The sequence below is a fragment of the Amycolatopsis roodepoortensis genome (assembly GCF_024628825.1).
In the GTDB taxonomy this organism is placed as follows: domain Bacteria; phylum Actinomycetota; class Actinomycetes; order Mycobacteriales; family Pseudonocardiaceae; genus Amycolatopsis; species Amycolatopsis roodepoortensis.
Genome location: NZ_CP102415.1, coordinates 8,907,745 through 8,933,100 on the forward strand (window position 1 = coordinate 8,907,745; position 25,356 = coordinate 8,933,100).

Annotated in this window: 21 protein-coding genes; 14 read left to right on the forward strand and 7 right to left on the reverse strand. The window is 69.4% G+C overall.

Translation table 11 applies throughout. From position 1 onward, the window contains the following. Window positions 1-2 precede the first annotated feature (2 nt). Genes NQK81_RS42680 through NQK81_RS42720 form a run of 9 tightly spaced genes read left to right on the forward strand, consistent with a single transcriptional unit; the run spans window position 3 to window position 8,319 of the window. The gene (locus tag NQK81_RS42680) at window positions 3-842 is read left to right on the forward strand and encodes an MlaE family ABC transporter permease (RefSeq protein WP_034315131.1); all 840 of its coding nucleotides are present in this window, start codon (window positions 3-5) and stop codon (window positions 840-842) included. Next, window positions 839-2,062 carry an MCE family protein gene (locus NQK81_RS42685; RefSeq protein ID WP_126734320.1) on the forward strand — a complete coding sequence of 408 codons (1,224 nt, stop codon included), beginning with the start codon at window positions 839-841 and terminating at the stop codon, window positions 2,060-2,062. The genes NQK81_RS42680 and NQK81_RS42685 overlap by 4 nt, the downstream gene beginning before the upstream one ends. Continuing rightward, on the forward strand, window positions 2,059-3,072 hold the full coding sequence (locus tag NQK81_RS42690) for an MCE family protein (protein ID WP_257486030.1): 1,014 nt from the start codon (window positions 2,059-2,061) through the stop codon (window positions 3,070-3,072). Before NQK81_RS42685 ends, NQK81_RS42690 begins: the two co-directional genes overlap by 4 nt. Continuing rightward, a complete protein-coding gene (locus tag NQK81_RS42695; protein WP_257486031.1) occupies window positions 3,069-4,079 on the forward strand; it encodes an MCE family protein in 1,011 nt (336 codons plus the stop codon). The genes NQK81_RS42690 and NQK81_RS42695 overlap by 4 nt, the downstream gene beginning before the upstream one ends. Then, entirely contained in the window at window positions 4,079-5,083 is a 1,005-nt protein-coding gene (locus tag NQK81_RS42700) for an MCE family protein (RefSeq protein WP_257486032.1), read from the forward strand. The genes NQK81_RS42695 and NQK81_RS42700 overlap by 1 nt, the downstream gene beginning before the upstream one ends. After that, window positions 5,080-6,057 carry an MCE family protein gene (locus NQK81_RS42705; protein WP_257486033.1) on the forward strand — a complete coding sequence of 326 codons (978 nt, stop codon included), beginning with the start codon at window positions 5,080-5,082 and terminating at the stop codon, window positions 6,055-6,057. The genes NQK81_RS42700 and NQK81_RS42705 overlap by 4 nt, the downstream gene beginning before the upstream one ends. After that, window positions 6,057-7,157: an MCE family protein gene (locus NQK81_RS42710; protein WP_257486034.1), complete on the forward strand. Its 1,101-nt coding sequence runs from the start codon at window positions 6,057-6,059 to the stop codon at window positions 7,155-7,157. Before NQK81_RS42705 ends, NQK81_RS42710 begins: the two co-directional genes overlap by 1 nt. 5 nt (window positions 7,158-7,162) lie before the next feature. After that, complete coding sequence (locus NQK81_RS42715; RefSeq protein WP_126734315.1) at window positions 7,163-7,666, forward strand: Rv1363c family protein; 504 nt, start codon at window positions 7,163-7,165, stop codon at window positions 7,664-7,666. Window positions 7,667-7,677: 11 nt separating this feature from the next. Continuing rightward, a complete protein-coding gene (locus NQK81_RS42720) occupies window positions 7,678-8,319 on the forward strand; it encodes a hypothetical protein (RefSeq protein WP_257486035.1) in 642 nt (213 codons plus the stop codon). A 448-nt stretch (window positions 8,320-8,767) separates the two neighbouring features. Here the strand turns inward: NQK81_RS42720 and NQK81_RS42725 are convergent, their stop codons facing one another. From NQK81_RS42725 to NQK81_RS42740, 4 genes are all read right to left on the reverse strand, one after another. Further along, a complete protein-coding gene (locus NQK81_RS42725; RefSeq protein ID WP_126734313.1) occupies window positions 8,768-10,012 on the reverse strand; it encodes a PucR family transcriptional regulator in 1,245 nt (414 codons plus the stop codon). Window positions 10,013-10,047: 35 nt separating this feature from the next. Next, window positions 10,048-11,238 carry a PucR family transcriptional regulator gene (locus tag NQK81_RS42730; protein ID WP_185927192.1) on the reverse strand — a complete coding sequence of 397 codons (1,191 nt, stop codon included), beginning with the start codon at window positions 11,236-11,238 and terminating at the stop codon, window positions 10,048-10,050. A 338-nt stretch (window positions 11,239-11,576) separates the two neighbouring features. After that, window positions 11,577-12,566: an alpha/beta fold hydrolase gene (locus NQK81_RS42735; protein WP_257486036.1), complete on the reverse strand. Its 990-nt coding sequence runs from the start codon at window positions 12,564-12,566 to the stop codon at window positions 11,577-11,579. 338 nt (window positions 12,567-12,904) lie between these two features. Further along, window positions 12,905-14,125 carry a PucR family transcriptional regulator gene (locus NQK81_RS42740; protein WP_257486037.1) on the reverse strand — a complete coding sequence of 407 codons (1,221 nt, stop codon included), beginning with the start codon at window positions 14,123-14,125 and terminating at the stop codon, window positions 12,905-12,907. Window positions 14,126-14,438: 313 nt separating this feature from the next. Between NQK81_RS42740 and NQK81_RS42745 the strand changes: the two genes are divergently transcribed. Then, window positions 14,439-15,635 carry a PucR family transcriptional regulator gene (locus NQK81_RS42745; protein WP_257486038.1) on the forward strand — a complete coding sequence of 399 codons (1,197 nt, stop codon included), beginning with the start codon at window positions 14,439-14,441 and terminating at the stop codon, window positions 15,633-15,635. Here NQK81_RS42745 and NQK81_RS42750 read toward each other — a convergent pair. From NQK81_RS42750 to NQK81_RS42760, 3 genes are all read right to left on the reverse strand, one after another. Continuing rightward, entirely contained in the window at window positions 15,575-16,114 is a 540-nt protein-coding gene (locus NQK81_RS42750) for a GtrA family protein (RefSeq protein WP_257486039.1), read from the reverse strand. The genes NQK81_RS42745 and NQK81_RS42750 overlap by 61 nt on opposite strands. A 7-nt stretch (window positions 16,115-16,121) precedes the next feature. After that, window positions 16,122-17,336: a lipase family protein gene (locus NQK81_RS42755; RefSeq protein ID WP_257486040.1), complete on the reverse strand. Its 1,215-nt coding sequence runs from the start codon at window positions 17,334-17,336 to the stop codon at window positions 16,122-16,124. A gap of 155 nt (window positions 17,337-17,491) precedes the next feature. Then, entirely contained in the window at window positions 17,492-18,064 is a 573-nt protein-coding gene (locus NQK81_RS42760) for a hypothetical protein (RefSeq protein WP_126734307.1), read from the reverse strand. Window positions 18,065-18,552: 488 nt separating this feature from the next. Between NQK81_RS42760 and NQK81_RS42765 the strand changes: the two genes are divergently transcribed. From NQK81_RS42765 to NQK81_RS42780, 4 genes are all read left to right on the forward strand, one after another. Next, complete coding sequence (locus NQK81_RS42765) at window positions 18,553-19,782, forward strand: DUF6801 domain-containing protein (protein ID WP_192741856.1); 1,230 nt, start codon at window positions 18,553-18,555, stop codon at window positions 19,780-19,782. 73 nt (window positions 19,783-19,855) lie between these two features. Continuing rightward, window positions 19,856-20,977: a DUF6801 domain-containing protein gene (locus NQK81_RS42770; RefSeq protein ID WP_257486041.1), complete on the forward strand. Its 1,122-nt coding sequence runs from the start codon at window positions 19,856-19,858 to the stop codon at window positions 20,975-20,977. Window positions 20,978-21,197: 220 nt separating this feature from the next. Then, window positions 21,198-23,414: a heavy metal translocating P-type ATPase gene (locus NQK81_RS42775; protein ID WP_257486042.1), complete on the forward strand. Its 2,217-nt coding sequence runs from the start codon at window positions 21,198-21,200 to the stop codon at window positions 23,412-23,414. A 49-nt stretch (window positions 23,415-23,463) separates the two neighbouring features. Continuing rightward, window positions 23,464-25,347, forward strand: a complete 1,884-nt coding sequence (locus NQK81_RS42780; protein WP_257486043.1) for a serine/threonine-protein kinase — start codon at window positions 23,464-23,466, stop codon at window positions 25,345-25,347. The last annotated feature ends 9 nt before the right edge of the window (window positions 25,348-25,356 follow it).

Sequence of the window (25,356 nt, forward strand, 5' to 3'; positions counted from 1 at the left end):
CCGTGACCAGCGTCCCCGAACGGGCCCGCGAGGCGTTCAAACGCCCCGGTAACAGTCTTTTCGAGCTGGGCGACCAGCTGCTGTTCTACATCCGGGCGCTCGCGGCGATCCCGATGGCGGTCACCCGCTACTTCCGGGAAGTGGTGCGCCTGCTCGCGGAAGTGACCTTCGGCAGCGGGGCCCTCGCGGTGATCGGCGGCACCGTCGGCGTGATGGTCGGCCTGTGCGTGTTCACCGGGATCACCGTGGGGCTACAGGGTTTCAGCGCGCTGAACCAGATCAACATCTCCGCGATGACCGGCTTCCTCACCGCCTACTTCAACACCCGCGAGATCGCGCCGCTCTCGGCCGGCCTCGCGTTGTCCGCGACGGTCGGCGCCGGGTTCACCGCGCAACTGGGCGCCATGCGGATCTCCGAAGAGATCGACGCGCTCGAAGTGATGGCCGTGCGCAGCATGCCGTACCTCGTCACCACCCGGATCGTGGCCGGGTTCATCGCGATCATCCCGCTCTACGTGATCGGCCTGCTGATCTCCTACCTCGGCTCACGGGTGACGACGGTCGTCTTCTTCGGACAGTCCGGCGGGACCTACGACCACTACTTCTCCTTGTTCCTACCCCCTGAAGACGTGCTGTGGTCCTTCGCCAAGGTCCTCGTGTTCAGCGTCGGCGTCATCCTCACGCACTGTTTCTACGGCTATCGCGCCGCGGGCGGCCCGGCGGGCGTCGGGGTCGCGGTCGGTCGCGCCGTGCGGACGTCGATCGTGCTGATCAGCGTGCTGGACCTCTTCCTCAGCCTGGCGATCTGGGGCGCCACCACGACCGTGAAGGTGTCCGGATGAGCACGCGCGCACGGACGCAGGCGGCGGGGGTGGTCTTCCTCGTCATCCTGGTGCTGCTCGGCTGGCTCGCCGTCGCCATCTTCAACAAGGACTTCGAACGCGCGGAACTGGTCACGCTCAAGACCGACCGGGTCGGCAACCAGCTGGCCCCGCCCGCCGAGGTCAAGGTCCGCGGTGTGCCGTTCGGCGAGGTCAGGGCGGTGCGGGGCACCGCGGAGGGCGCGGAGATCGACCTCGCCATCGACCCGGCGAAGATCGATCAGCTGCCGCGCAACGTCTCGGCGCGGTTGCTGCCGAAGACGGTGTTCGGCGAGCGTTACGTCAACCTCGTGCTCCCGGAGCGGCCCGCGGGAGGCTCGCTGCGCGACGGCGACGTCATCGGCCAGGACCGGTCTTCCAACGCGATCGAGCTGGAACGCGTCCTCGGTGATCTGCTGCCGCTGCTGCGTGCGGTGCAGCCGCAGAAGCTGAACAGTTCACTGGGCGCGATCTCGCTCGCGCTCGACAACCGCGGGAAGTCCTTGGGGGACAGCATCGTCCAGCTCAACGATCTGCTCAATCAGGTGAATCCGCTGATGCCGCAGTTCAAGGCCGACGTCACCGGTCTCGCCGACGTGGCGGACCTCTACACCGGCGCGGCACCGGACATCCTCAAGGCGCTCTCGGATCTCTCCACCACCGCGAAGACCATTGTGGACACCCGGGCGGATCTCGACAAGCTGTACACCAGCGTCACCACCGCGAGCGGCGACCTGAACAAGTTCCTGGTACAGAACAAGGACAACATCATCGGGGTCAGTGTGAAGAGCAGGCCGACGCTGGAACTGCTGTCCCGCTATTCGCCAGAGTTCCCGTGCCTGTTCGACGCGGTGAACCGGCTCAAGCCGGTGATGGAGAAGGCCTTGGGCAAGGGCACCGGGGAACCGGGGCTGCACGTGACGTTGTCCGTCCACGACCCGCGCGACAAATACGTGCCGGGCCGGGACGATCCGAGGTTCGACCAGAAGGGCGGGCCGCGCTGCTACGGCGGCGGCGGGACTTCGGCGGCGGTGGCGTTCGCCGCCGATGGGGACCTCGGCCCGGCCAATTCGAAGGGGGAGCGGGGGCTGGTCGCCGAGCTGCTGGCGCCGTCGCTCGGGATGAAGCCGGCCGAGGTCCCGGACTGGAGCAGCGTGCTCGTGGGCCCGGCCTTGCGTGGTACGGAGGTGACCGTCCGATGAGGGGTATCACGGGGCCGGCGTTCAAGGGCCTGGTCTTCTTCGTGGTCACCGTGGTGGCGACCGGGATCCTGGCCATCACCATCGCCAACTCCGGGGTCGGCACCACGGTCGGTTACACCGCCAGGTTCACCGACGCCACGTCGGTCAACCCCGGCGACGAGGTCCGGATGTCCGGTGTCCGCATCGGCCAGGTGGATTCGGTCGGTGTGGTCGAACGACGGCTGGCGGACGTGCGGTTCTCGATCGAGAACAAGCGCCGCCTCACCGCCGGGGCCACCGTCACCATCAGGTACCGCAACCTCGTCGGCCAGCGGTATCTCTCGATCGACCCCGGCCCGGACGGGCCGGCGGTGCTCGACGAGGGCGCGTTGATCCCGCCGGAGCGGACGCAGCCGGCACTGGATCTGACCGCGTTGTTCAACGGGTTCAAACCGTTGTTCCAGGCGCTTTCGCCGAGCGACGTCAACCAGCTGTCGTTCGAGATCGTCCAGGTGCTGCAGGGCGAGGGGAGCACCATCGACAGCCTGCTCGAACACACCGCGTCCCTCACGAACACGCTGGCGGGCAAGGACGAGGTGATCGGCCAGGTGGTCGGGAACCTCAACACGGTGCTCGACACGCTCAATTCCCAGGGCGATCAGTTCGACAAACTCGTCGACGTCACCGCGCAGCTGGTGTCCGGGCTCGCCGGTGACGCGAAACCGATCGGGCAGGCGATCGGCGGGCTCGGCGAGCTCACCACCGCCACCGCGGATCTGCTCCAGGACGGCCGCGCGCCGTTGAAGGACAGCATCAACACCCTCGGCGACCTGTCGAAGAACCTCGCCGACAACACGCCGGTGTTCGAGCAGTTCCTGGCGAACCTGCCGAAGAAGCTGGACCGCATCGGCTCGATGGTCTCGTACGGCTCGTGGTTCAACTTCTACCTGTGCTCGGTGAAGTCCGACGCGCCACCCGCCCCGGGCGGCCCGCCGGTCGGGATCCCGCTGACCCAGGGACGGTGCCGGTGAAAGCGCCGAGGATCAAACCCTTCCGCAGCCGCAACCCGATCGTCGTCGGCGCCGTCACGGCGCTGCTGATGGCGGTGGCGGGCTCGGCGACCTTCTTCTCCGACGACCTCCCGCTGGTCGGCGGCGGGACCACGTACGCGGCCGAGTTCACCGAGGCCGCCGGCCTCAAACGCAACGACGAGGTCCGCGTGGCCGGGGTCAAGGTCGGCGAGGTCTCCGACGTCCTGCTGGACGGTGGCCGGGTCAAGGTCCTGTTCCGGGTCAAGGACACCTGGATCGGCAACCGCACCACCGCCGCGATCAAGATCAAGACGCTGCTGGGGCAGAAGAACCTGGTCCTCGACCCGGTCGGGAACGCGGAACTCGATCCGGACGAGCCGATCCCGGTGCAGCGCACGAGCTCGCCGTACGACGTCACCACGGTGTTCAACGACCTCGCGAACACGGTGGGCGCGATCGACACCGACCAGCTGGCGAAGGCGTTCGGAACCCTGTCGGAAACGCTCGGCGCCTCCACGCCGCAGGACGTGCGGACCGCGTTCGACGGCATCACCGCGCTGTCCAAGACGCTCGCCTCCCGCGACCAGGAGCTGGTGAAGCTGTTCGAAAACACGAACAAGGTGTCGAAGACGCTCGGGGATCGCTCGCAGCAGATCGAGGCGTTGATCCGCGACGGCAACACCCTGCTGACGGAGCTGAACGCGCGCAAGGACGCCATCGCGAAGCTGTTCAGCGGCGTGAAGAACCTGTCGATCCAGCTCAAGGGACTGGTGGCGGACAACCAGAAGACGCTCGGCCCGGCGCTCGACCAGCTCGATCGCGTCGCCACCGTGCTGTTGCGGAACCAGGACAAGCTCGACGAGAGCCTCCGGCTGGCCGGGCCCTTCTACCGCCTGCTCGGCAACGCGGTCGGCAACGGCCGCTGGATCGACACCTACATCTGCGGGCTAGTCCCGACCGGCGGCACGCCGGGCAGCTGCATGCCTTCGAGGAAGGGGGGACGCTGATGGGGCGCCACTTCACGTTGTCGGATCTCGGGGCGCAGGCCCGGCGGCGGGCCTGGGTGCGGAGGCTCGCGCTCGCCGTCGTCGCCGGGCTGCTCGTGACGGCGGCCTGGCCGCTGCTGACCAGGCAGGCCGACCGCGTCCTGACCGGGTTCTTCACCGCGACCGTCGGGGTGTACCCGAACACAGAGGTGCGGGTGCTCGGCGTCCCGATCGGTTCGGTGACCAAGGTCGAACCGCGCGGCACGACCGTCGAGGTGACCATGACGGTCCGGCCGGACGTCAAACTGCCCGCGGACGTCGGCGCCGTGGTGATCACGCCGAGCCTGGTCGCCGACCGGTACGTGCAGCTCACCCCGGTGTACGTCGGCGGGCCGGAGCTGGGCGACGACGGGCGGATCCCGCCCGAGCGCACCGTCACCCCGGTGGAGGTCGACGAACTCCTGGGCAGCCTCAACCAGCTGATGACCGCGCTGGGGCCGAAGGGCGCCAACCGGGACGGCGCGGTCAGCGACGTCCTGACCAAGGCCGCGGCCTACCTCGACGGCAACGGCGGCAAACTCGGCGAGGCGATCAAGAACCTCGGCGAGTTCGCCAGGACCGCGAGCGATTCCAAGGACGACCTGTTCAACTCGGTCGACAACATCAGCAAGTTCACCGCGATGCTCGCGTCGAACGACGACAAGGTGAAACAGGCGATCCAGCAGATGTCCTCGCTCAGCAAGATCCTGGCCGATCAACGGGACCAGTTCTCCGGCGCGATGACCGAACTCACCGAGGCGCTCAGTGTGGTGCAGGGGTTCATCAAGGACAACCGCGGCAAGGTCAAGTCCGATGTGGACAAACTCGCCGAGATCACCAAGCTGCTCAGCCGGCAGAAGGAGTCGCTGAGCGAGGCACTCGACGCCGCGCCGAACGCGCTGGCGAACGTGCTCGGCGCGTACAACCAGGGCGCGGGCACGCTGGACGGCCGGGGGAACCTCACCGAATTCTCGGGGGCGAAATGAAAACCCGGCTCGCTGCCGTCCTGGTGCTCGTCCTGGCCGCCACCGGTTGCAGCGGCGGCGTCGACGTCTACGACATCCCGCTGCCGGGCGGGGCCGCGCTGGGTGAGCGACCGATCCACGTCACGGCGAGTTTCACGAACGTGCTGGATCTCGTGCCCCAGTCCGGGGTGAAGGTCAACGACGTCCCGGTCGGCCAGGTGCGGACCGTCGAGCTGGCGCCGGACGGTCGCAGCGCGGTGGTCGGCCTGCTCATCAACGGGGACGTGAACCTGCCTGCCAATTCGGTCGCACGGCTGCGGCAGGCGAGCATCCTCGGCGAGAAGTTCGTCGAGCTCGCGCCGCCACCCGAGGGGACGCCGAGCGGGCGGCTGGTCGACGGCGCGGTGATCCCGCTGGCCAGTTCTTCGCTGACGCCGGAGATCGAGGAGGTGTTCGGCGCGCTTTCCCTGCTGCTCAACGGTGGCGGCGTCGCGCAGGTGCAGAACATCACCCGTGAACTCAACGACGCGCTCCGCGGCAAGGAGAGCGCGGCGCGCAGCCTGCTGTCCAATTTGGACAAATTCGTGCGCGGTCTTGACGAGCACAAGGCCGAGATCACCCGCGCCATCGAGAGCGTCAACAAGCTCGCGGCGACGCTGAACGCGAACACCGAGGAGATCAAGGCGACGCTGAACGGGCTCACCCCCGGGATCGAGGTGCTGAACCAGCAGCGTCAGGCGCTGGTCGGGATGCTCAAGTCGCTGGACGGGCTCACCTCGGTCGCGGTGGACACGGTTAACCGCAGCAAGGACGACCTCGTCGCCGATCTCAAGGCGCTCGAACCCCTCCTGCGGAAGCTGGCCGATTCCGGGGACAAACTGCCGAAGGCGATGGAGATGATCTTCACCTTCCCATTCCCCGACGCCGCGCTGGAGGCCATCCGCGGCGACTACCTGAACACGTTCCTGACCTTCAAGAACAGTGGTGGCCGCTGATGCTGACCAGATTCGTCCGCGTGCAGCTGGTGGTCTTCGTGACCATCGCGGTCCTCGGCGTCGCCTACGTCGGCGCGACGTACGCGGGGCTGGACAAACTGGTGCTCGATCGCGGGTACACCGTCAAAGTGCGGCTCGCCACCGGTGGCGGCATCTTCAGCAACGCCGAAGTCACCTATCGGGGCGTGCCGATCGGACGGGTCGGCGAGCTGCGGCTGACGGCCTCCGGGATGGAGGTCGACCTCGAAATCGAGCCGGGCGGCCCGGAGGTGCCCGCGGACACGGAAGCGGTCGTCGCCAATCGATCCGCCGTCGGCGAGCAGTACGTCGACCTGCGGCCTCGCCGCGACAACGGAGCCATGCTCCGGGACGGTTCGGTGATCGCCGAGGCGGACACGAAGATCCCGCTGCCGGTGGACGTCGTCCTGTCCAGTGTGGACTCTTTCGCCAACTCGGTGCCGAAGCCCGCGCTGCGGACCGTGGTCGACGAGCTGTACAAGGCGACGTCCGACGCCGGCCCCGCGCTGGATCAGCTCGTCGGGCGGGGGATCGAGTTCGTGCAAGAGGCGAGCGCGCACGTCGGCCCGCTGACCAGGTTCGTGACCGACGCGCAGACCGTACTCGACACCCAGGTTTCGCAGGCGGACGCGATCCGCTCGTTCGGTGCCAACGCGAAACTGCTCGCCGCGACGTTGAAGAGCTCCGACGGCGATCTGCGACGGCTGATCCCGGCCGTCCCGGCGGCCGCGAACGAGGTGAGCACGCTTCTCCGGGAGTCCGGCCCGAGTCTCGGTATCCTGCTGGCCAATCTGCTGACCACCGCGGACGTGCTGGAAACGCGCCAGGACGGCATCGAGCAGCTGCTGGTCACCGCGCCGAAAGCGGTGGCCGCGGGGCACGCGATCATGGGGCCGGACGGCGCGCGCGTCGGCCTCTCGCTGACGTTCTTCGATCCGCCGCCGTGCGTCACCGGTTACGGGACCGCTTACCGCGACGGACTCGACACGTCCCCGCGGCCGTTGAACACCGCGGCGCGCTGTGCCCTGCCCAAGGGCAACCCCACGAACGTGCGCGGCTCGCAGAACGTGCCGGGAAGGTGAAGGCCATGACTCGAATCGCCGCGTTCCTCGCCGCTGCCGCTACGGCTTTGGCGGCTTGGTTCGGCTACTCATGGTGGGATGCGAGCCACGACGAAGGCGTCGCGCGGGCGACGGTCCGCGAGGAGGCGTTGCAGGTGGGCAGACAGGCCGTCGCCGCTCTGACCACTTTGGACTATCGGCAGGCGGAGCAGGGCTACCAGAACTGGCTGAACCTGTCCGGCGGCGCGTTGCACGACGAACTGGCGCGCGACCGCGAAGGCGGACTCGGCCGGATCGGCCAGGCGAAGACCGTCACCACCGGCCGGGTCGTCGACGCCGCGGTGACCGAAGTGGACAGTGGCGGCGGAACGGCCGAGGTGATCGCTTCGGTCGAACTCGAGGTGCGGCCCGAAGGCGGGGAGGCGGTGACCAAGCACAACCGGTTCCGCGCCGGCCTGAACCGGACACCGGACGGGTGGCGCGTCACGTCGCTCGGCCAGGTGCCGGTGACCGACACCGGAAAGCCCTGACGGAGGACGGGATGACCACGAAACGAGCCGTCAAACCGCCGCGGCGCGCGGTGAAGGTCGCCGGGAAGATGGGCGGGAGCACAAAGGTTCTCGAAGCGCCCGCCGAGGACGTTCCCGAGGACGTCCTTGAGGAGCCGCCGGCCGTTGTCGCTCCGGTGCGCCGGCGGGGAGCGATGGTGTTCGGCGCGGTCGCGCTGGTGATGGCGGGCCTCGCGGGGTGGTTCGCCATCGAGGCGCGGGACGTCAAGGCGGTGCTGGCGCACAACACGGCGCTGACCGACGTCGCCACCACCGCGGAGGTGAGCGATCAGATCGGCAAGGCGCTCGGCACGGTCTTCTCCTACCGGTACGACGACCCCGCCAAGAGCGAGCAAGCCGCGAAAGAGGTCCTCACCGGGCCGGCGCTGGGGCAGTACGACCAGCTGTTCGCGCAGGTCCGCGGGCTCGCGGCGGACCAGAAGCTGGTCGTGACCTCGACGGCGGTGGTCTCGGGGGTGAAGGTCCTCGACGGGGACCGGGCGTCGCTGCTGGTGTTCCTGGACCAGACCGGCGTGCGCGGGGACGGGCAGCGCAGTACCGGTGCGGCTCAGCTGAGCGTCAATGCGGAACGGGCCGAGGGGAAGTGGCGGGTGACCGCACTGGCCGCCGCCTGACGTCGGGGAGCTGAGGTACATGAAGGGGGCCTTCATGCACTCGGGAAAGGGAGCCATGGCACCCGCTGGTAATTGAGGGGTGCGTGCAGACCGTCTGACGGGCATGGCGACGACTGTGTGGATTTTGGTGCGTTAGGTGACCCGAAATCCACACGGTCCGGCATGAGCCTGCTGTCAGCGGTCGCCTTGGTGAGGGGTGTGTGGAAATAGGGACATTCAGCGTCCCTATTTCCACACACCCCTCACTCAACGCAACCAAGGTCCCTCGACCGCTCCCGTGAGTGACTTTCCCGTACCTCCAGCACACGGCCGGGTGTCGTGCCTGGCTGGAGGGGTTGCGAAAGTGGCTTTCGCAACACCACCCGCGCGCTCCATGAGGTCCCGGCTGCGCGTGAAGGCCCCCTTCCCTCGGCTCAGCCGAGGGAAGGGGGCCTTCACGCGCTAAGCCTCACGAAGGGGCGGCCCGCAGCGCCAGGATCATCTCGAACCGCCGCTCAGGATCCCGCAGCCCGTCCGCGAAAAGCGCCTCCAGTTCCTGGGCACGCGACCGCACCGTCTGCGGGTGCACGGCCAGCCGTTCCGCCACCTCGCGCACGTTCCCGCAGGTCTCCAGCCACGCCAGCAGCGTCCCCGCCAGCCGCGAATGCTGCTTGCCGGTCAACCCGGCCAGCGGTCCGAGCCGTTCCCGGACGAGTTCGGTGGCCAGAAACGGTTCCTTGAGCAGCCACAGACGCGAAAGATGGTCTACGCACCACGTCACGGGCTCGTCGGCGAGCGCCCCCGAGTCGACGAGCCGCAGGGCTTCGCGTGCGGCCCGTAGCGAGCGTGCCGCGAAAACGGGTGGCACGGCGGGGCCGATCGCGGCCCGCCAGCCTGCCAGTTCTCCCGCGAATCGGTCCCGTTCGTCCGGTTCCGGCGCGGGCATGAGGAGGCAGGGGGTGGCGCTCTCGAAGTCGGCCAGCGCGCTCGGCGCGGCCGCCGGTGCTTCGTCCGAGGGCCGGTCGAGGGCGACGGCGACGAGCCGGTCCGGTAGTTGCCAGCGGGCGAGGTCGGCGGCGTGTTTGACGACCTCGGGCGGTGACGGCGGCTCGGCGAGCAGGAGCTCCATCAGACGGTGCCGCCGGCGCTCCAGTGCGCCGGCGGCCTTTTCCCGTGCTTCCGCGTGACCCTCGACCGACAGCGCCGACAGTTCGTCGATATAGGCGAAGATGGCCTCCGCGAGCAGGCACAGCGTCGCCGATGGAACTCCCGCGCGACGGCCCGCTTCGGCCACCCGGCGCCACGTCACCCTGGCGCCGACGCGGTACGCCGCCTGGAGGACGTCGACGTTGCGGCCCTGATGGAACTCCTGGACACCCAGGCTCAGGAACACGCTCCGGCGGTCCTCCGACGGCGCGTCCGGGTTCCCGATCCGCTCCACGAACTGCAGGAACGCCATCTGGACACCGGTCTTGAGCGCCTTCCCGAACGCGCCGTCCAGTGGCCGCGCGTAGTCGGGGATGGTCCGCTGGATCTCGCGGACCACCTCCCCGGCCACGTCGGCCAGCACCGGTCTGAACACCGTCGCCAGCTCTCTCGGCAGCAGCGCCCAGAGCTGCACCGGGCGCCCGCCCGGCCCACCCGGCCGGGCAGGCGTGAGCAGCGGTCCGTACGTCGCCTCGACCCCGCTGCGGGCGTCCTGCGGTCGGGTCACCTCGTCACCTCGTTGTGAGTGGGAACGCTGGTCGGTCAGTCCTCGGCGAGCAGGGCCTCCGCGCGCAGGGCGATCTCCATGTCGAGCCGGTCGTCGGCGTTGTTCAACCGGTCACCGAAGAGATCGATGAGCTGGTGCATGCGGTACCGGACGGTCTGCGGGTGGACCTTGAGTTTCTTCGCGATCTCCGGAGCGCTGCCCCGGGATTGCAGCCAGATCAGCAACGTCTCGCCGAGCCGCGCCCGCTGTTTGGGGGTGAGGTCGTCGAACGGGGCGAGGCTGCGCGTGCACAGTTCACGGACCAGGAACTCGTCCGCGAGCAGCCACAGGGTGGACAGGTGATCGCTGTACCGCGTGACCGGATTGTCCGGAAGCACCCCGCGCTGGACCAGCCGCAGCGTGCGGCGTGCCCACATCAGGGAGCGCGGCGCTTCGGTGAGCCGCACGGCCGGGCCGATCACCGCGCGCCAGCCGGGGAGCCGTTCGGCGAGATCCTTCAGGTGCTTGTCCGGGTCGCCGGTGACCAGGCAGGGTTTGGGACCCTCGAAGTCGACGAGGACGTCGGCGTCCAGGTCGGCGCTGTCGGGGTCCAGCGGGCCGAGCCGTCGCTCCAGCGCGACGACCGTGATCTCGGCAGGCAGCGCCCACTGCGCGTTGGCGGCGTGGGACGCGATCGACTGCGGTGACGCCGGGGGATCGGAGAGCATCAGTTCGAGCAGCCGGCGCCTGCGTCTGGCCCTGGTGCCCGCGGCCCGCTCCTGCGCGGCCGTGTAGCCCTCGATGGACAGTGCGGAAATCTCGTCCACGTAAGCGAAAATCGCTTCGGCCGCGGTGCACAGGAGATCGGCGTCCGCTCCGATCGCCTGCCCGAATTCCGAAACGTGCCGCCACGCGACGCGGCCGCCGACCCGGTAGGCCGTCTGCAGACAGTCGAGGCTGCGTCCCTCGTTGAATTCGACCTTCCCGAGGTTGCGGAACACCGCCGACCATTTGTCGAGCGGCGCCGTCCCCTGACCGACGGTATCGAGGCAGTGCAGGATCGCCTGCCGGATACCCTGCGTGATGATCTGTCCGAACGCGCCTTCCAACGGCTGCGCGTATTCGGGAACGGCTCGTTGCACCTCCTGCAGGATGGCTCGTGCCAAGGGGTCGGCCCGCGGCCGGAACCGCTCGCCCAGGTCTCTGGGCAGTGACGCCCACAGTCCATTCGCACCGGTGCTGCGCACAGGTCGGTTCTCCACTGGGGTTCTCGGTGCCGGCGTGAAGGCGTGCGGTCGCTGGACCGGACCCGGTGGCTGGCGGAGCGGGGTGGCGGGGTGGCGCACGCCGGGTTCGGGTCGTGCGGTCCGCAGATCGTGCCGCGAGTATCCGGTATCCAAGTCGGTCATGTTTTTATCCTTGCTGGCAACAAAATCAGCCTCTTCAACGGTGAAGCCGATCCAGATTTTGTGGCTCACGCAACATAAAATTGCCCGGGGGCACTGTCAACGGCTGGCGGGAGCTTGATCGGCCACCTGGATGGACTACACCCGAACGGGTGGTCCGATCCGATGACGAGTGACATTTAGGCGGGCTTGAGATGGCGTCCGGATGACAATTTTTCCGACGCGTTTCCGGGTGCTTCCGCCGCCTCGCTGGCGCGGATGAGCACCTCGACGACCTCGTCCAGCGTCAACCGGGCCGGCGCGGTCCCGGTGAGGAAGCGTCCGAGCTCCTCGCCGAACCGGGCCGGGTCGGCCACATGTGGAAAGTGTTTCGCATTTTCGAACACCGTCAATCGGCTGTCCGGCAGCACTTCGGCGGTCGCGCGGCCGTGGGCGACCGGGATGAGCGGGTCGCGCGCGCCCCAGACGACGAGGGTGGGCACCTCCCGGGCGAGATAGAGCTTGTCGAGCGCGCTCGCGCGCTGACCCCTGAGGTCGATCAGGCCGCGCGCGATGGACAGGAACGCCCGCCGCCTGCCCGGGTCGGCCAGTGACGCGAAGTGACGGATCAGCTCCCGGGTCTCGGGAGAGAGCTTTCCGCCGAACGAGCGGCAGGCGGCGGCGATCCCGCGGGCGATCGCGACGGTGGCCGGGTTGACCGCGAGGGTGAGTGTCGCGCTGGCCCCGGGCAGCGCCGTCGCGCGCAGTACCGGGGACACCTGCGGGCCGAGCCCGCCGCTGTCCACGAGCACCAGCCGGGCGCACATCTCGGGGAACTGGTAGGCGAACTGCATCGCGATCCCGCCGCCGAGGGAGTGTCCGACGATGGTCGCGTGCCGGTTCCGGGTGAGCGCGAGGACGTCGCGGACCACGCTGGCCATCGCGCCGAGGCCGTAGTCGGCCCGAGGGGCGGCCGAATCACCGTGGCCGGGCAGATCGGGGGCGAGGACGTGGCGTCCGAACCCGGTCCGCTCGAAATGGCCGAGCAGCGGGACCCAGGTCTCGCTGCTGCCCGAGATCCCGTGCAGCAGCACGAGCGGTTCGCCCACAGCGTCCTTTGTGGACGGAACGTATTCCCGTAGCCGGATTTCCCGCCCGTGCAGGGTCAGTGTGCGCGCTTCGAGGGCCATGTCCCGCCTTTCCGTTGTCAGGCGTCAAAATAACGTGTAGAACGCCGGGTGTGTCAGCGTGTCGCCGGACACGTCCGGCAATTGCGACACAGGTGACAAGAATGCCGCGGCCGACCCCGAGCCGGATGCCAAAACCGCGCGGCCCCGCCAATTACGCATCGACTTTTCCCTGCCGTCCCGGTATTCAGGAAAGCGTCGGTAAACACCCGTAACGACGGAGAACGCGATGGCCTGCCGGGCGGACTTCCACCTCGATCAGCCGAGGGCGAAACGCGCCCGCCGCGGCCTCCGCTGGGTGCTCCCCACCGTGCGACCGCCGGAACGCCGGGTCCGGCGGGTCAGTTCCCTGGCGGCCCTTCGTCGCGGCGGTGGGCGCGCATGAGCCGTTGCGCGCGGAGCGCGAGCTGCATGTTCAGCCGGTCGTCGGCGTCCTTGAGGCGGTCGCCGAACAGTTCCTCCAACTGACGGAGGCGGTTCCGCACGGTCTGCGGATGCACGCCGAGCCGCTGTGCGATCTCCGGCGCGCCACCGCGCGTCTCCAGCCACGCCAGCAGGGTTTCGCTGAGCCGCTCCCGCTGTTTCCCGCTCAGCGAGGTGAACGGGTCGAGGCTCTGCTTGGCGAGTTCGGCGCCGAGGAAGTCCTCGGCGAGCAGCCACAGCGTGGCGAGGTGATCCCGGCACCAGATGACCGGGCCGGGCGCGTCGTCGCTGTTCAGCAGTAGCGCGCGGCGGGCGGTGCGGAGGGCGGCCGGGGCATCGGCGAGCGGCACGACGGGGGAGACCGCCACGCGCCAGCCGTCCAGCGCGTCCTTCAGCGGGGCGAGATCGGTGTCCGGATCCGCGGTGAGCAGGTACGGCTCGGCCGTGTCGAGGTCGGCCAGCACGGTGGTGTCCAGGAGGTGGACCGGGAAGTCCGCCGCGCCGGGAGCGCGCTGCAGCGCGACCATGGCCGCGGCTCCCGGAACCCGCCAGCCGGCGCCGTCGGCGAGGCTGGCGATGCTGCACGCGGACCCTTCCGGCGCCTGGGCGATCAGTTCGAGCAGGCGACGGCGCCGGAGCGGGATCGCGCCCGCCGCCCTGGCTTCCGCCTCCTGATACCCCTCGATCGTCGTGGCGCACAGTTCGTCGACGTAGACGAAGACGGACTCGGCCGCGAGCGCGATGACGTCGGAGCCGACGCCGAGTCCGCGCACGATGGGCCGCATCGCCCGCCATGCCGCCCGTGCGCCGACGGTCACGCTGTCGTGCAACGGTTCCAGGCTGCGGCCCTCGGTGAATTCGATCCGCCCGCGCATGCGGTAGAAGTCGATCCAGCGGTCGTGGGGCACGTCCGGATCGCCGATGCACTCGACGTAGTGCCGCACCGCCCGTTCGCAGGAGACGACCAGGACGCGGCCGAAGACACCGCGCAACGGCTGCGAATACGCGGTGACCGAACGCTGCACCTGCTTGACCATGGCGGCCGCGGCGTGCCCGGTATACGGACGCAGTTCTTCGCCGAGCGAACGCGGCAACGCCGCCAGCATGCCGAAACCGCGGTACTCCACCACCAGGACCACCCTTTGATTTTCTTCGAACGCCGGAAGGAAACATGAATCCGTTTGCATAACCGCGTCGGATCGACGGGAACGGTGCGGGCCGTTTGTACTGGATCGGCGGACGGCGTGTACCCCGAATGTGACGTTGAATTTGCAACGGAAAGTCGCGACGCTCAGCCACGTGACAACGAGCGGGCGTTTCGGTGTGACGTCTTTTGACACGGATGTGTCGGCGGTTCTACGCTCCGTGCATTCGAGTGCGCCGGTGGCGCGCGGACGAAAGGGAATGTGTGCCCGTAATCGTCGGCCTACTTCACAGCGGGGGATCGCACACGTGAGCTGGCAGCCCGTCGGCGTGTTGTGGGAACGCCTCCCGAGGGAACTCGGTGACGCCGTCCGCCCGCGGATCCCGGCGATCGCCCGGCACTGCGTCGACGCCGTGGTGTCCGAGATCAGCGAATGCGCCGAAGTGTTCAGCGACGGCGAGGCCCGTGCCGCGGCCGTCGAGCTGACCAGGCGCAGTATCGAACGCGCCATCGACCGGGTCGGCGTCCCCGAACTCCTGCAGAACGATCTCCTGGTGGATTTCCGCGCGCAGGGCCGAATCGCGTTCCAGCAAGGGCTCAGCCGGGAGGCCGCACAGGCGGCGTTCCGGGTCTCGAGCCGGGTGCTGTGGCGCTCGATCGCCGCGATCGGCCGACAGCTCCAGTTGCCGGGCGACGTCCTCTACGGCGCCGCGGAGTGCCTGTTCGGTGACGTCGTCGAGGTGACGATGGCGCTGACGGACGGATACAACGCCGCCCAAGCCGAGGCGACGGGGCCCGCGGAGCAGCGGGCGAGGCTGTTCCGGCTGTTGACCGGTGGCTCCGGGTACAGCCAGGCCGACGCCGGCGCTCTCGCCGTCGCGATCGGTTGGCGGATCCCCGAACGGATCACCGCGGTCGTCTTCACCGCGACGCCCGGCGCGCCCTCGTTCCCGCCCGGCCTGCTGCCCCCCGCGGTTCCGGTGGACCTCGTCTCCGACGTGCCCGGCGCGCTGGTCGCCTGTCCGGAGGCCGACCTCGGCGGCCTGCGGGAACTGCCGTCCGGCTGGTCGGCGACGGTCGGGGTGTCCGTCCCGGTCGCGCAGGCGGCCGAGTCGTTCCGGATCGCCAGGCGTGCGTCCGAACTCACCCGGCGGGGGATGATCACGACGGTCGGACCGGTGCTGTGGTGCGAGGAGCACATCACCACATTGCTGTTGCTCGCCGACGAATTCCTGCTCGACCGGCTGGCAGGGGAGGCGCTCGAACCGTTGTCGGGGTTGGCGCCGCGCCAGCACGACGAACTGGCGGCGACCCTGCTCACGCAGGTGCAGACGCGGGGGAGCGCGCCCGAGATCGCCCGGCGGCTCGCCGTGCATCCGCAGACGGTGCGGGCGCGGCTGCGGCGGCTCACGGAGCTGTTCGGCGAACGGCTGGACGATCCGGATCAGCGGCTGCGGATCGAGCTGGCGCTGCGCGCGGAACGGCTGCGCCCCGCCGACGTCTGACGCGCCCCCGCCACCGGGAACACCCAGCGGCGGTAGCCCCACCAGCGGAACGCCGAACCCGCCGCCGTGCCCAGCAGCATGCCGCTGACGAAGTCGGCGATCTCCTGGACGAGGAAGCTGACTTCGGGCACCTCGAGCCGCAGGACGTAGCGCGAGATCAGCGGCGGGCACAGGTTGATCGTCACGGCGATCACGTTCACGGTGAAGAACAGCACCGCTTCCGGGAAGCCGCGTCTGCCGCCGCGGGTGTGGAAAGCCCAGCGCCGGGACAGCAGATACGCGAAGACGGTCGCCACGACGGTCGCGATCGCGAGCGCCGTGACCGGTTTCTCGGGCAGTACGGTGAGTTTCAGCCCGTAGTTGGCCCCGAGCGTGAGCCCGAAAGCGGCGAGACCGACGGTGGCGAACCGGAGCAGCTCACGCCGCCCGCCGGTCCGCGCACCGTCGTCCACAAAGGACTCCTGGGCGGTTCCGAGCACCGCCCGCTCAGCAGTTCGACGTCGCCGGGGCGCCCGCGACCCGGTCCTTGAGGAAGGCGAGCACGTCGGCGTTGCCGGTGTAGACCGCCGTGATGTGGTCGGTGTCGAAGGTCTTCCAGGTCGTCTTGACCCCCGCGGCGCAGTAGGCCTTGTGCAGCGCGTCGGCCTGGGCGAACTGGACGAGCTGGTCCTGGGTGGCGTGGTAGAGGAGCACCGGGACCTTGGGCGGAGTGCCGCCGAGCTTGTTCTCGTTGAGCCGCTTCACCCATTCCGGCCGCACGTAACCGGCGCTGGTCGTGTAGTCGGCGATCTTCTGGTTCGCGTACGTGGTGAGCAGCTCGAACGTGCAAGCGCTCTTCTGCATTTCCGCCAGCTTCACGCGGCCGTTGTCGCTGAGGAACGAGTCCAGTTTCAGTTCGGGGTAGGCGTGGTCGAGGCCGATCAGGGCGTAGGCGAAGACGCCGAAACCGAACTTCCCGTCGAGTTGCAGGGTGACCTGGACGAGGTCGGCGGGTACGCCGCCGGCGGCGACACCGACGAGATTCAACTCCGGCGCGTACGCGGGTTGCAGTTCGCCTGCCCAGGCCGCCGCCCCGCCGCCCTGCGAGTACCCGCGGAAGAGCACCTTGGCGTCGGTGGACAGCTTCGCCTCCGGCAGGCGCTGCGCGGCGCGGGCCGCGTCGATCATCGCCGGCCCTTCCGAACGCCCGACCACGTACGTCGTCTTCGGATCTTGGCGATAGCCCTCGTAGTCGGTGAGCGCGACGGCGAATCCGGCGTCGAGCGCGTCGTCGAGGCCGGACTGCTCGTAGAACGCGCCGATGTCGATCATCTTCGACGGCGTGCAGTGGAAGGCGGGGCCGTGCGTGCCGGCGCCGAACGAGACGATCGGTGCCTTCGCCGGGTCCACGTTCTTCGGTACCAGCACGGTCCCGGTCACCGCGTCCGGCCGTCCGAGGGCGTCCGTCGACAGGTACATCACCTGCCAGGCGTTGACGGAATCCTTACGCGGACCGGCTTTCGAGACACGCGAGCGGATGATGTCACCCGGTTTGCCCGCCGGGAGCGGGGACGGCGGGGTGTAGAACGCGTCGTCGGACGCCGGCGGGGCGGCGGAACTCGCCGGGTTCCCGCTCAGCACGGTCAGGAGACCGGCGGACAGGACGATCGCCAGCGCGACGGCGAGTGTCCGGCGGGACGGGCGGGGGAACGTGGTCGGCACGGCCGGGCCTCCAGGGCGGATGGACTCGATGTCGGATTCGGGTAGTGCACGCGCGGGCCCGCCCCGGGCATCGGCGCGTTGCGAAAGCCACTTTCGCAACCTTGACGGTTGTGAAAGTGGCTTTCGCGACACCGCTTCCGCGCCGGGCACGGTACTCAGGCGTTGCCGCCGTAGACCTGGCGGCAGGTCGTGGACTCGGTGAACGCGAGATCCAGTTCGGGGTTGGCGCGCAGATGCTTGATCGGGCCTTCCGGCTCGCTCAGCCCGCTCATCGTGCTGTCGGCGTCGGCGACCACCTTCTGCAGGCTCGCCTGGTCGGTGACCTTCGCCTCCTGCATCCGGGTCAGGGTGGCGGACACCTTCGACTTGGTCTCGCCGAGCGTGGTGGTGGCCTTGTCCACAGCGGACTGTCCATCCGGGACCGGCGGCACACCGGCGTTCCGGATCCCGCCCGCCATGTCGTCGAGGGCGGCGGTGAGCGAGTTCAGGAAGCCCACCATCGCGGTCTTGGTCCCCTGCGGGTCGGCGGGGTCGAACGCGGGCGGCTTCGACAGCTTCGCCGATCCCGTCGCGACGCCCGAGCACACCTTGTCCACCCAGGCGAGCGCGGCCGGGTCGGCGTGCTTGCCGGCGTCGGCGGGTTCGTCGGACCCGCAGGCGCTCAGCAGGACCGCCGCGGCGGTCACGGAGACGGCGGCGAACGCGGTTCGCGCTGCCGTGCGGCGCATTCTTTTCATGATTTCCCCGTCGAATTCGGCGAAAGAGTGCCTGTCCCGCCCGCGACGAGCGCGATTCCGCGATGGTCGGCGGTGACCGGCTTGCTGAACCGCGAGGTTACTCACGAAAGATTCCGGCAGGCAAGGCGGCGACGGCCCGGGAAAGGGTGATTGGCACGCGCGAGATAATTTTCAGTGGCATGATTGTCACCCGCGTCAGCGGTTCCGCCGGCGCGTCCACTTGGCTCTGAACTGGGGAAACCCATGTGCCGCTACTAGGAACCACCCGGTTCTACCGTGTCCGTGTGACAATTTACCGGCGGCGGGTCGATTTTTCCGGTGAAGCACTTGATAGCGGTGCGGACGCGTCGTTAGTTTACTGTTCGGTTGCGATCCGTCAGACATCGTCGCTACCCGGAGAATTCTCCCGGGCCGATATTCATTGCTCTGGGGAATTGTACGCCGTTTCGTATCATCGTTGATACCACGGAAGGACGATCGTGAGTCACCGAAGAGGAACCAAGAAGGCGGTCGCCGCCGCCGCTGCCGGTGCCGTTGGCCTCGCCGCCGCGGTACTCGTGGTCGGGGCGCAGTCCAGTGTCGCCGATCCCATCTCGCTCCCGCTCAACTACCACTGCGACCTGCCGCTCGTGGGGTCGCAGTCGCTGAAGGTGGTGATCAACACCGATCTCCCGCTGTCGGTCAAGACCGGTCAGCCGACCGGCACGTTCGACATCAAGGCCGTCTCCACGATCAACGCGGACACGGTCAGCGGGCTCAACCTGATCGGTGCGACCACGCTGGAAGGCCAGGCCATCGCGGCGGCGACCGTGGCGGCACCGGGGCTCAACCTCCCGGTCAGCGTCCCGAACGACATCGCCAAGCAGAACATCCCCACCTCGGGCGAGATGACGGTCAACGCGTCGGGCAAGACGCCTTCGCTGACCTTCAACCAGCCCGGCGAGGCGAAGATCACCGTGGGCGACCTGCGGCTGAAGGTCACCCCGCGCAAGGCCGACGGTTCGGTCACCGGCATCACGCCGGACGGCACGATCGACGCGCCGTGCAAGCAGGATCCCGGCCAGAACAACACCCTGGCCACGATCAAGATCGGTGACGGCGGTGGCGGCACGACCACGCCCACCACCCCGACCACGCCCACCACCACCCCCACGACGCCGACCACGACGCCGACCACGCCCACTACCACCACCCCCGGTGGCGGCGGGATCAAGTACGCGTTCGGCATCAAGGGACAGACCGCGCTGAAGTCGCTCGGCAGCACCGCGGCGATCAACGGTGGTTTCGACGCGGACGTGGACCTCGCGTCGAAGACGTTCACCGGTGACCTGAAGCTCGACCCGTCGTCCACCCAGTTCAAGCTGTTCGGGTTCGTCGACGGCCGCTCGGAGATCAAAGTCGAGCAGGTCGGCAAGCAGACCGGCGAACTCGTCGGCACCGGGTTCAAGGCGCACATCAAGTTCAACGTGTTCCTGCCGAGCGTGCAGATCTTCGGGATCCCCATCAGCAACGACCCGAAGTGCGGCACGGTCAGCCCGTCCACCAGCGAGATGACCACCGGTCCGGACTTCGACCTGCTCAAGGGCGGGAAGCTCACCGGCACCTACTCGCTGTCGGCTCTGCAGAACTGTGGTTCGTTCAACGACATGATCAGCATGTTCGCCAAGAGCGACGGCAACACGCTCGATCTGAACCTCACCAAGAAGTAAGTCAGGCAGCCGGTCCCCGTCGCGTTCCGTGACGGGGACCGGTGCCGTTTCCGAGCCGTCCAGGAAGGCGACCATGCCCCTTCGCATCAACGTCCGGATGCTGCTCGCGGCGGGCCTCGTCGTGCTGATCACCGCCGGCTGCCTGCTGTTCGTCGCCGTCCGCAGCGCGGCCGCCGGTACACCCGTCGACAAGAAACTGTCGTTCACCTGCCCGTTCCCGCTGATCGGGCTGCAGAAGCTCGACGTCGACATCAAGGCCGACTTCGAGGTGCCGACGGCGCCCGGCGGCACGCTCACCACCTCCGGGCTGACCATCACCGTGACCGTTCCGGACAAGGCGGCGCGCGGGCTCAACCTCGTCGGTGCCACCACCATCGAGGGCACCGCGGCGGCCGGCGTGACACTGGTCAACGGCGACGCGAACCCGCTTCCCGTGCGCATCCCGCTGAACGTCGCCAAGACCGACATCCCGCCGTCAGGCACGTTCAGCCCCGTGGCGACCGGCTCCGTGCCCACCATCACGCTGGCGAAACCGGGCAAGACGACGCTGACCGTCGGCGACTTCACCACGCGCCTCACCCCGAAGAAGCCCGATGGCTCCTTCACCGGGCTCGGCTCCTTCACCTCGGACTGCACGCTCGACCCCGGCCAGGATCCGGTCCTGCTGTCCTTCGAACTCGGCGACAAGCCGTCGGGGCATCGGTTCGCGATCGCCGGGAAGACGGGCGTCAAGGCACTCGGTGCCGACGCGCCGCTGACCGGCACCTTCGAACTGAGCCCGACCGCGGCGACGGTGTTCAGCGGCGGCCCGGCGTTCGACAAGGCGCACACCGACTTCCGGCTGTTCGGCTTCCTGCCGGGTTCGGCCGATCTGGAGTTCGTCGCCGACGGGCCGCAGGGCGGCGACCTCGCCGGGACCGGTTTCGTCGCGCGATCGCGGTTCACCACCGTCCTCCCGCTGGTGACGCTCGTCGGCATGCCGGTCAGCACCGGGCCGGGCTGCCGGACGTCGGCTCCGTCGACGGCGGAACTGCGCACCGGCGACGGTTTCACCATGGCGAAGGGCGGCGCGCTGCGCGGTACCTACTCGCTGGCGCCGCTGACCGGCTGCGGCGCGTTCACCTCCTACGTGAGCTCCCTGGTCCAGGGGGACGGCAACACCTTCGACCTCACGCTGACCCCGCGGCAGGCCTAGTGGTCCAGCTGGTCGTGAGTGGCGATTCGTGTTCTAACCCGAAACGCCACTCACGACCACCTGGACCGAAGCCTGACTCGAGACACCTGTTCCACCACCACCGCAGTAGTCGGGCCGGGGGCGGCCCCGGTTCCCGGCGGCGGTAATCTGCCTCGCGACACGACCCGGACACCTGTTCCGCCACCGAGGAACCACTGGTGAATCCTGGGAGTGCCACGAAATGACGATTTCCGCGCCGGAGGCCGCCGTCCGCACGGTGGAACTGACCGTGTCGGGGATGACCTGCGCCGCCTGTTCGGCGCGGGTGGAACGCACGCTGAACAAGCTGGACGGCGTCCGCGCGTCGGTGAACTACGCGACCGAGCGCGCCACCGTGCAGGTGCCTCAAGCGCTGGACGACGACGTCCTCATCGAGCGGGTCCGCAAATCCGGCTACACGGCGGAAATCCGCGGTGAGGAGGATCCGGACATCGGCTTCGCCCGGGTCCGGGATCTCCGGCGACGGCTGGTCGTCGCCGCGTTGCTGGCGATCCCGCTGGGGAACCTCTCGATCACTCTCGCACTGGTGCCGCGGCTGCGGTTCCCCGGCTGGGAACTGCTGTGCCTCGCCTTGGCCGTTCCCGTTGTCTTCTGGTCCGCGCTGCCGTTCCACCGCGCCACGCTGCGGAATCTCCGTCATCGGTCGTCCAGTATGGACACTTTGGTGTCACTGGGCGTGCTCTCGTCGTTCGCGTGGTCGGCGTGGTCCGCCTTCGCGGGCGGCACGGAGCCGGGGTACTGGATCGGCTTCGGCCCGACGGCGGCCGGCGCCGACGCGATCTACCTCGACGTCGCCGCCGGGGTTACCACCTTCCTGCTGGCCGGCCGGTATTTCGAGAGCCGGTCCAGGCGCAGCGCCGCCGGGCTCCTGGCCGCGCTGGACGCCTTGGCCGCCAAGGACGTCCGGGTGCTGCGGGACGGCGTCGAGCGGATGGTCCCGGTCGGCGAACTGGCCGTCGGGGACCTGTTCGTGGTCAAGCCGGGCGAGTCGATCGCCGCCGACGGCGTCGTCCACAACGGACTGTCCACTGTGGATGTGAGCGCGGTGACCGGCGAGCCGGTTCCCGCGGAGGTCGCCACCGGCGACCGGGTCGTCGGCGCTTCGGTGAACCGGGACGGCAGGCTCGTCGTCCGCGCGACCGCGGTCGGCACGCATACGCAACTGGCCCAGATGACCGCGCTGGCCGAACGCGCGCAGGCCCGCAAGGCCGCGGTGCAACGGCTGGTCGACCGGATCTGCGCGGTGTTCGTCCCCGCCGTGCTCGGCGTGGCCGCGCTGACGCTCGCGGCCTGGCTGCTCGGCGGGGCACCAGCCCGCGAAGGGTTCGCGGCGGCCGTCGCCGTCCTCATCATCGCCTGCCCGTGCGCGCTCGGGCTGGCGACGCCGACCGCGCTGATGGCAGGGGTCGGCCGGGGAGCTCAGCTCGGCATCCTCATCAAGGGACCGGACGCGCTCGAGGCGAGCCGCACGGTGGACACCGTGGTGCTGGACAAGACCGGCACCGTCACCACCGGGAAGATGACCGTCACCGCGTGCCGTCCCGCCGACGGGTTCACCCGCGGCGAGCTGCTGCGGTTCGCCGGGGCCGTGGAGGCCGGTTCGGAGCACGCGATCGCGGCGGCCGTGGTGACCGCGGCGCGGGCGGAACTGCCGGACCTTCCCCCGGTTGAAGGATTCGGCGCGCTGCCCGGGCTCGGTGCGAAGGGCGAGGTCGAGGGGCAGGAGGTCCTGGTCGGCAACGCGCGCCTGTTCGCCGAACGCGGTATCGCCGTGCCCGGCGACTTCATGGCGGAGGACGGCACCACGGCGATCCTCGTCGCGGTCGACGGCGGGCTCGCCGGGCAGCTGGCGATCAGGGACGTCGTGAAGCCGTCGGCGCGGGCGGCCGTCGAGGCCCTCCACGCGCTCGGCCTGCGGACCGTGCTGCTGACCGGCGACAACGAAGCCGCCGCCCGCGTGGTCGCGGACGAGATCGGCGTCGCCGACGTGCGTGCCGGAGTGCTGCCCGCGGAGAAGGCCGCGGTCATCGAGGAACTGCGGGCCGGGGGAGCGCGGGTCGCGATGGTCGGGGACGGGATCAACGACGGTCCGGCGCTGGCCACCGCGGATCTCGGCATGGCGATGGCACAGGGCAGCGACATCGCGGTGCGCTCGGCCGACCTGGTGCTGGTCCGCGAAGACCTGCGCGTGGTCCCCGACGCCATCCTGCTCGCCAGCCGTACGCTGCGGATCATCCGGGGAAACCTGGCCTGGGCGTTCGGCTACAACGTCGCCGCGATCCCGCTGGCCGCGCTCGGCCTGCTGAACCCGCTGATCGCCGGGGCGGCGATGTCGCTGTCGTCGGTACTCGTGGTGTCCAACAGCCTCCGGCTCAAGGACTTCCGACGCGCCGCGTGACACTTGCGGGTGGTTTTGTACCATCGCCCCTCGGGACAAGGGGGCCTTCGTGAAGCCGTTGAACACCGGTGAACCCACCGCGGTGGGGCGCTACCGGGTGTTCGCCGCGCTCGGCGAGGGCGGAATGGGCAGGGTGCTGCTCGGGATCTCCGCCGACGGGCGCCTGGTCGCGATCAAGCAGGTCCACCCCGGTTTCGCGCACGATCCCGGCTTCCGCGAGCGGTTCCGCCGGGAGGTCGAAACCTCCCGCCTGGTGTCCGGCGCGTACACCGCACCGGTCATGGACGCCGACCCGAACGCGCCGACACCGTGGCTGGCGTCGGTGTTCGTGCCCGGGCCGTCGCTGTCCGAGGCGGTCTCCGCCGCCGGACCGCTGCCGCCGATGGCCGTCCGCCATCTCGCCGCCGGGCTCGCGCTGGCGCTGGGCGACATCCACCGTGCCGGGCTGATCCACCGCGATCTGAAGCCCAGCAACGTCATCCTCACCGGTGACGGACCCCGCGTGATCGACTTCGGGATCGCGCGCGCCGTCGAAGGCGACTCCGAGCTCACGCACACCGGTGCCGTCATCGGTTCGCCCGGATTCATGTCCCCGGAACAGGCCGAGGGGAAGCCGCTGACCCCGGCGAGCGACATGTTCTCGTTCGGCGCGCTGCTCGTGATGGCCGCGACCGGACGCGGACCCTTCACCGGGACGTCGACTCCGCACACGTTGTACAACGTCGTGCACCTCCAGCCCGACCTGCGGCAACTGGCGCCGGAGCTGCGCCAGATCGTCGAGCCGTGCCTGGCGAAGAACCCGTCCGACCGGCCGTCACCCGCCTGGGTGCTGGAGCGGCTCGGCCCGGTCCCGCCGACGACCAGCCCGTGGCCGCCGGTGGTGTCCCATCTCATCGAGGCACAGCAGGCCGAGGTCCGGCGGCTGCTGAACCCGCCGCCGCCGAAGCGATCCCGGCGCGGCCTGTACGCGGGGCTGGCCGCGGCCGCCGTGGTGCTGCTGGCCGGCGGCACCGTCGCGGCGGTCTCGCTCTCCGGGGACGACCCGCCGCCGGCCGCCATCGCGCCGAGTTCGCCGCCGCAGCCGGACGAACCGGTCGCCACGCCGGTCAACCAGGACCCGCTCGGCCCGGACAACCTGCGCCGCGTCGACCTGTGCAAGGTGCTCGCGGGCCGGGACGTGCCCGGGTTCGGCAAGCTGAGCACGGAGATCGACATCCAGTTCGATTCGTGCACCTACTCCTCGCCGTCGGGTGAGTGGCTGGAGCTGAGCGTCGGCGGTGACCTGGTGGAAGGCGAGGCCGGCGGGGAGCTGGAAGGGCTTCCGCTGCGTATCAAAGGGTCCGGCGACACGTGCGCGGTCGCCGTCCCGGTCAGCGGCCTGCCGAACACCAAGCTGAGCGTGGACGTGAACAGGCTGTCCACAAAGGACCAGGCGTGCTCGGTGGTGAAGGCGGCGCTCGCCGACGCGGTCAAGCGGATCCGCGCCGGAGGCCACGAGCGCGAACTCCCGGCCGGCACGCTGGCTCCGCTGGACCCGTGCGCGCTGCTCGGCCCCGCGACCACGGACCGGTTGATCGGGCCGGTCGTCGAAACGATCCGCGAGCATCTGCACCAATGCCGGTACGACGCCGCGGGCAACGTCCGCCTGAGCTTCGTGCGCGCGTACCCGCCCGCGCAATCGAAGGACTCGTACTACACGGAGGTCGCCACCCTGGATCTCGGCGGTGCCGAGGTGTACCTGGCCAAGGTGGACGACGGCATCGCGCGGTCCACCTGCTCGCTGACCTGGCAGCATCGGTCCGTCAGTGAACGCGACGGGGAGAACGTCGAGCTGACGGTCGGGACCAGCGGGACCAAGATGACCGCCGACGAAGCCTGCGAAAAGGCGAAGGGCTTCGCCGGGGCGTTGCTGCCGAAACTTCCGAAACCCTAGGGCTGACCA

Excerpts from the sequence above, each read along its gene's own strand:
- NQK81_RS42685 (WP_126734320.1), top strand. The coding sequence starts at position 839 with ATGAGCACGCGCGCACGGACGCAGGCGGCGGGGGTGGTCTTCCTCGTC.
- NQK81_RS42690 (WP_257486030.1), top strand. The coding sequence starts at position 2,059 with ATGAGGGGTATCACGGGGCCGGCGTTCAAGGGCCTGGTCTTCTTCGTG.
- NQK81_RS42700 (WP_257486032.1), top strand. The coding sequence starts at position 4,079 with ATGGGGCGCCACTTCACGTTGTCGGATCTCGGGGCGCAGGCCCGGCGG.
- NQK81_RS42705 (WP_257486033.1), top strand. The coding sequence starts at position 5,080 with ATGAAAACCCGGCTCGCTGCCGTCCTGGTGCTCGTCCTGGCCGCCACC.
- NQK81_RS42710 (WP_257486034.1), top strand. The coding sequence starts at position 6,057 with ATGCTGACCAGATTCGTCCGCGTGCAGCTGGTGGTCTTCGTGACCATC.
- NQK81_RS42715 (WP_126734315.1), top strand. The coding sequence starts at position 7,163 with ATGACTCGAATCGCCGCGTTCCTCGCCGCTGCCGCTACGGCTTTGGCG.
- NQK81_RS42720 (WP_257486035.1), top strand. The coding sequence starts at position 7,678 with ATGACCACGAAACGAGCCGTCAAACCGCCGCGGCGCGCGGTGAAGGTC.
- NQK81_RS42735 (WP_257486036.1), bottom strand. The coding sequence starts at position 12,566 with ATGGCCCTCGAAGCGCGCACACTGACCCTGCACGGGCGGGAAATCCGG.
- NQK81_RS42760 (WP_126734307.1), bottom strand. The coding sequence starts at position 18,064 with ATGCGCCGCACGGCAGCGCGAACCGCGTTCGCCGCCGTCTCCGTGACC.
- NQK81_RS42770 (WP_257486041.1), top strand. The coding sequence starts at position 19,856 with ATGCCCCTTCGCATCAACGTCCGGATGCTGCTCGCGGCGGGCCTCGTC.
- NQK81_RS42775 (WP_257486042.1), top strand. The coding sequence starts at position 21,198 with ATGACGATTTCCGCGCCGGAGGCCGCCGTCCGCACGGTGGAACTGACC.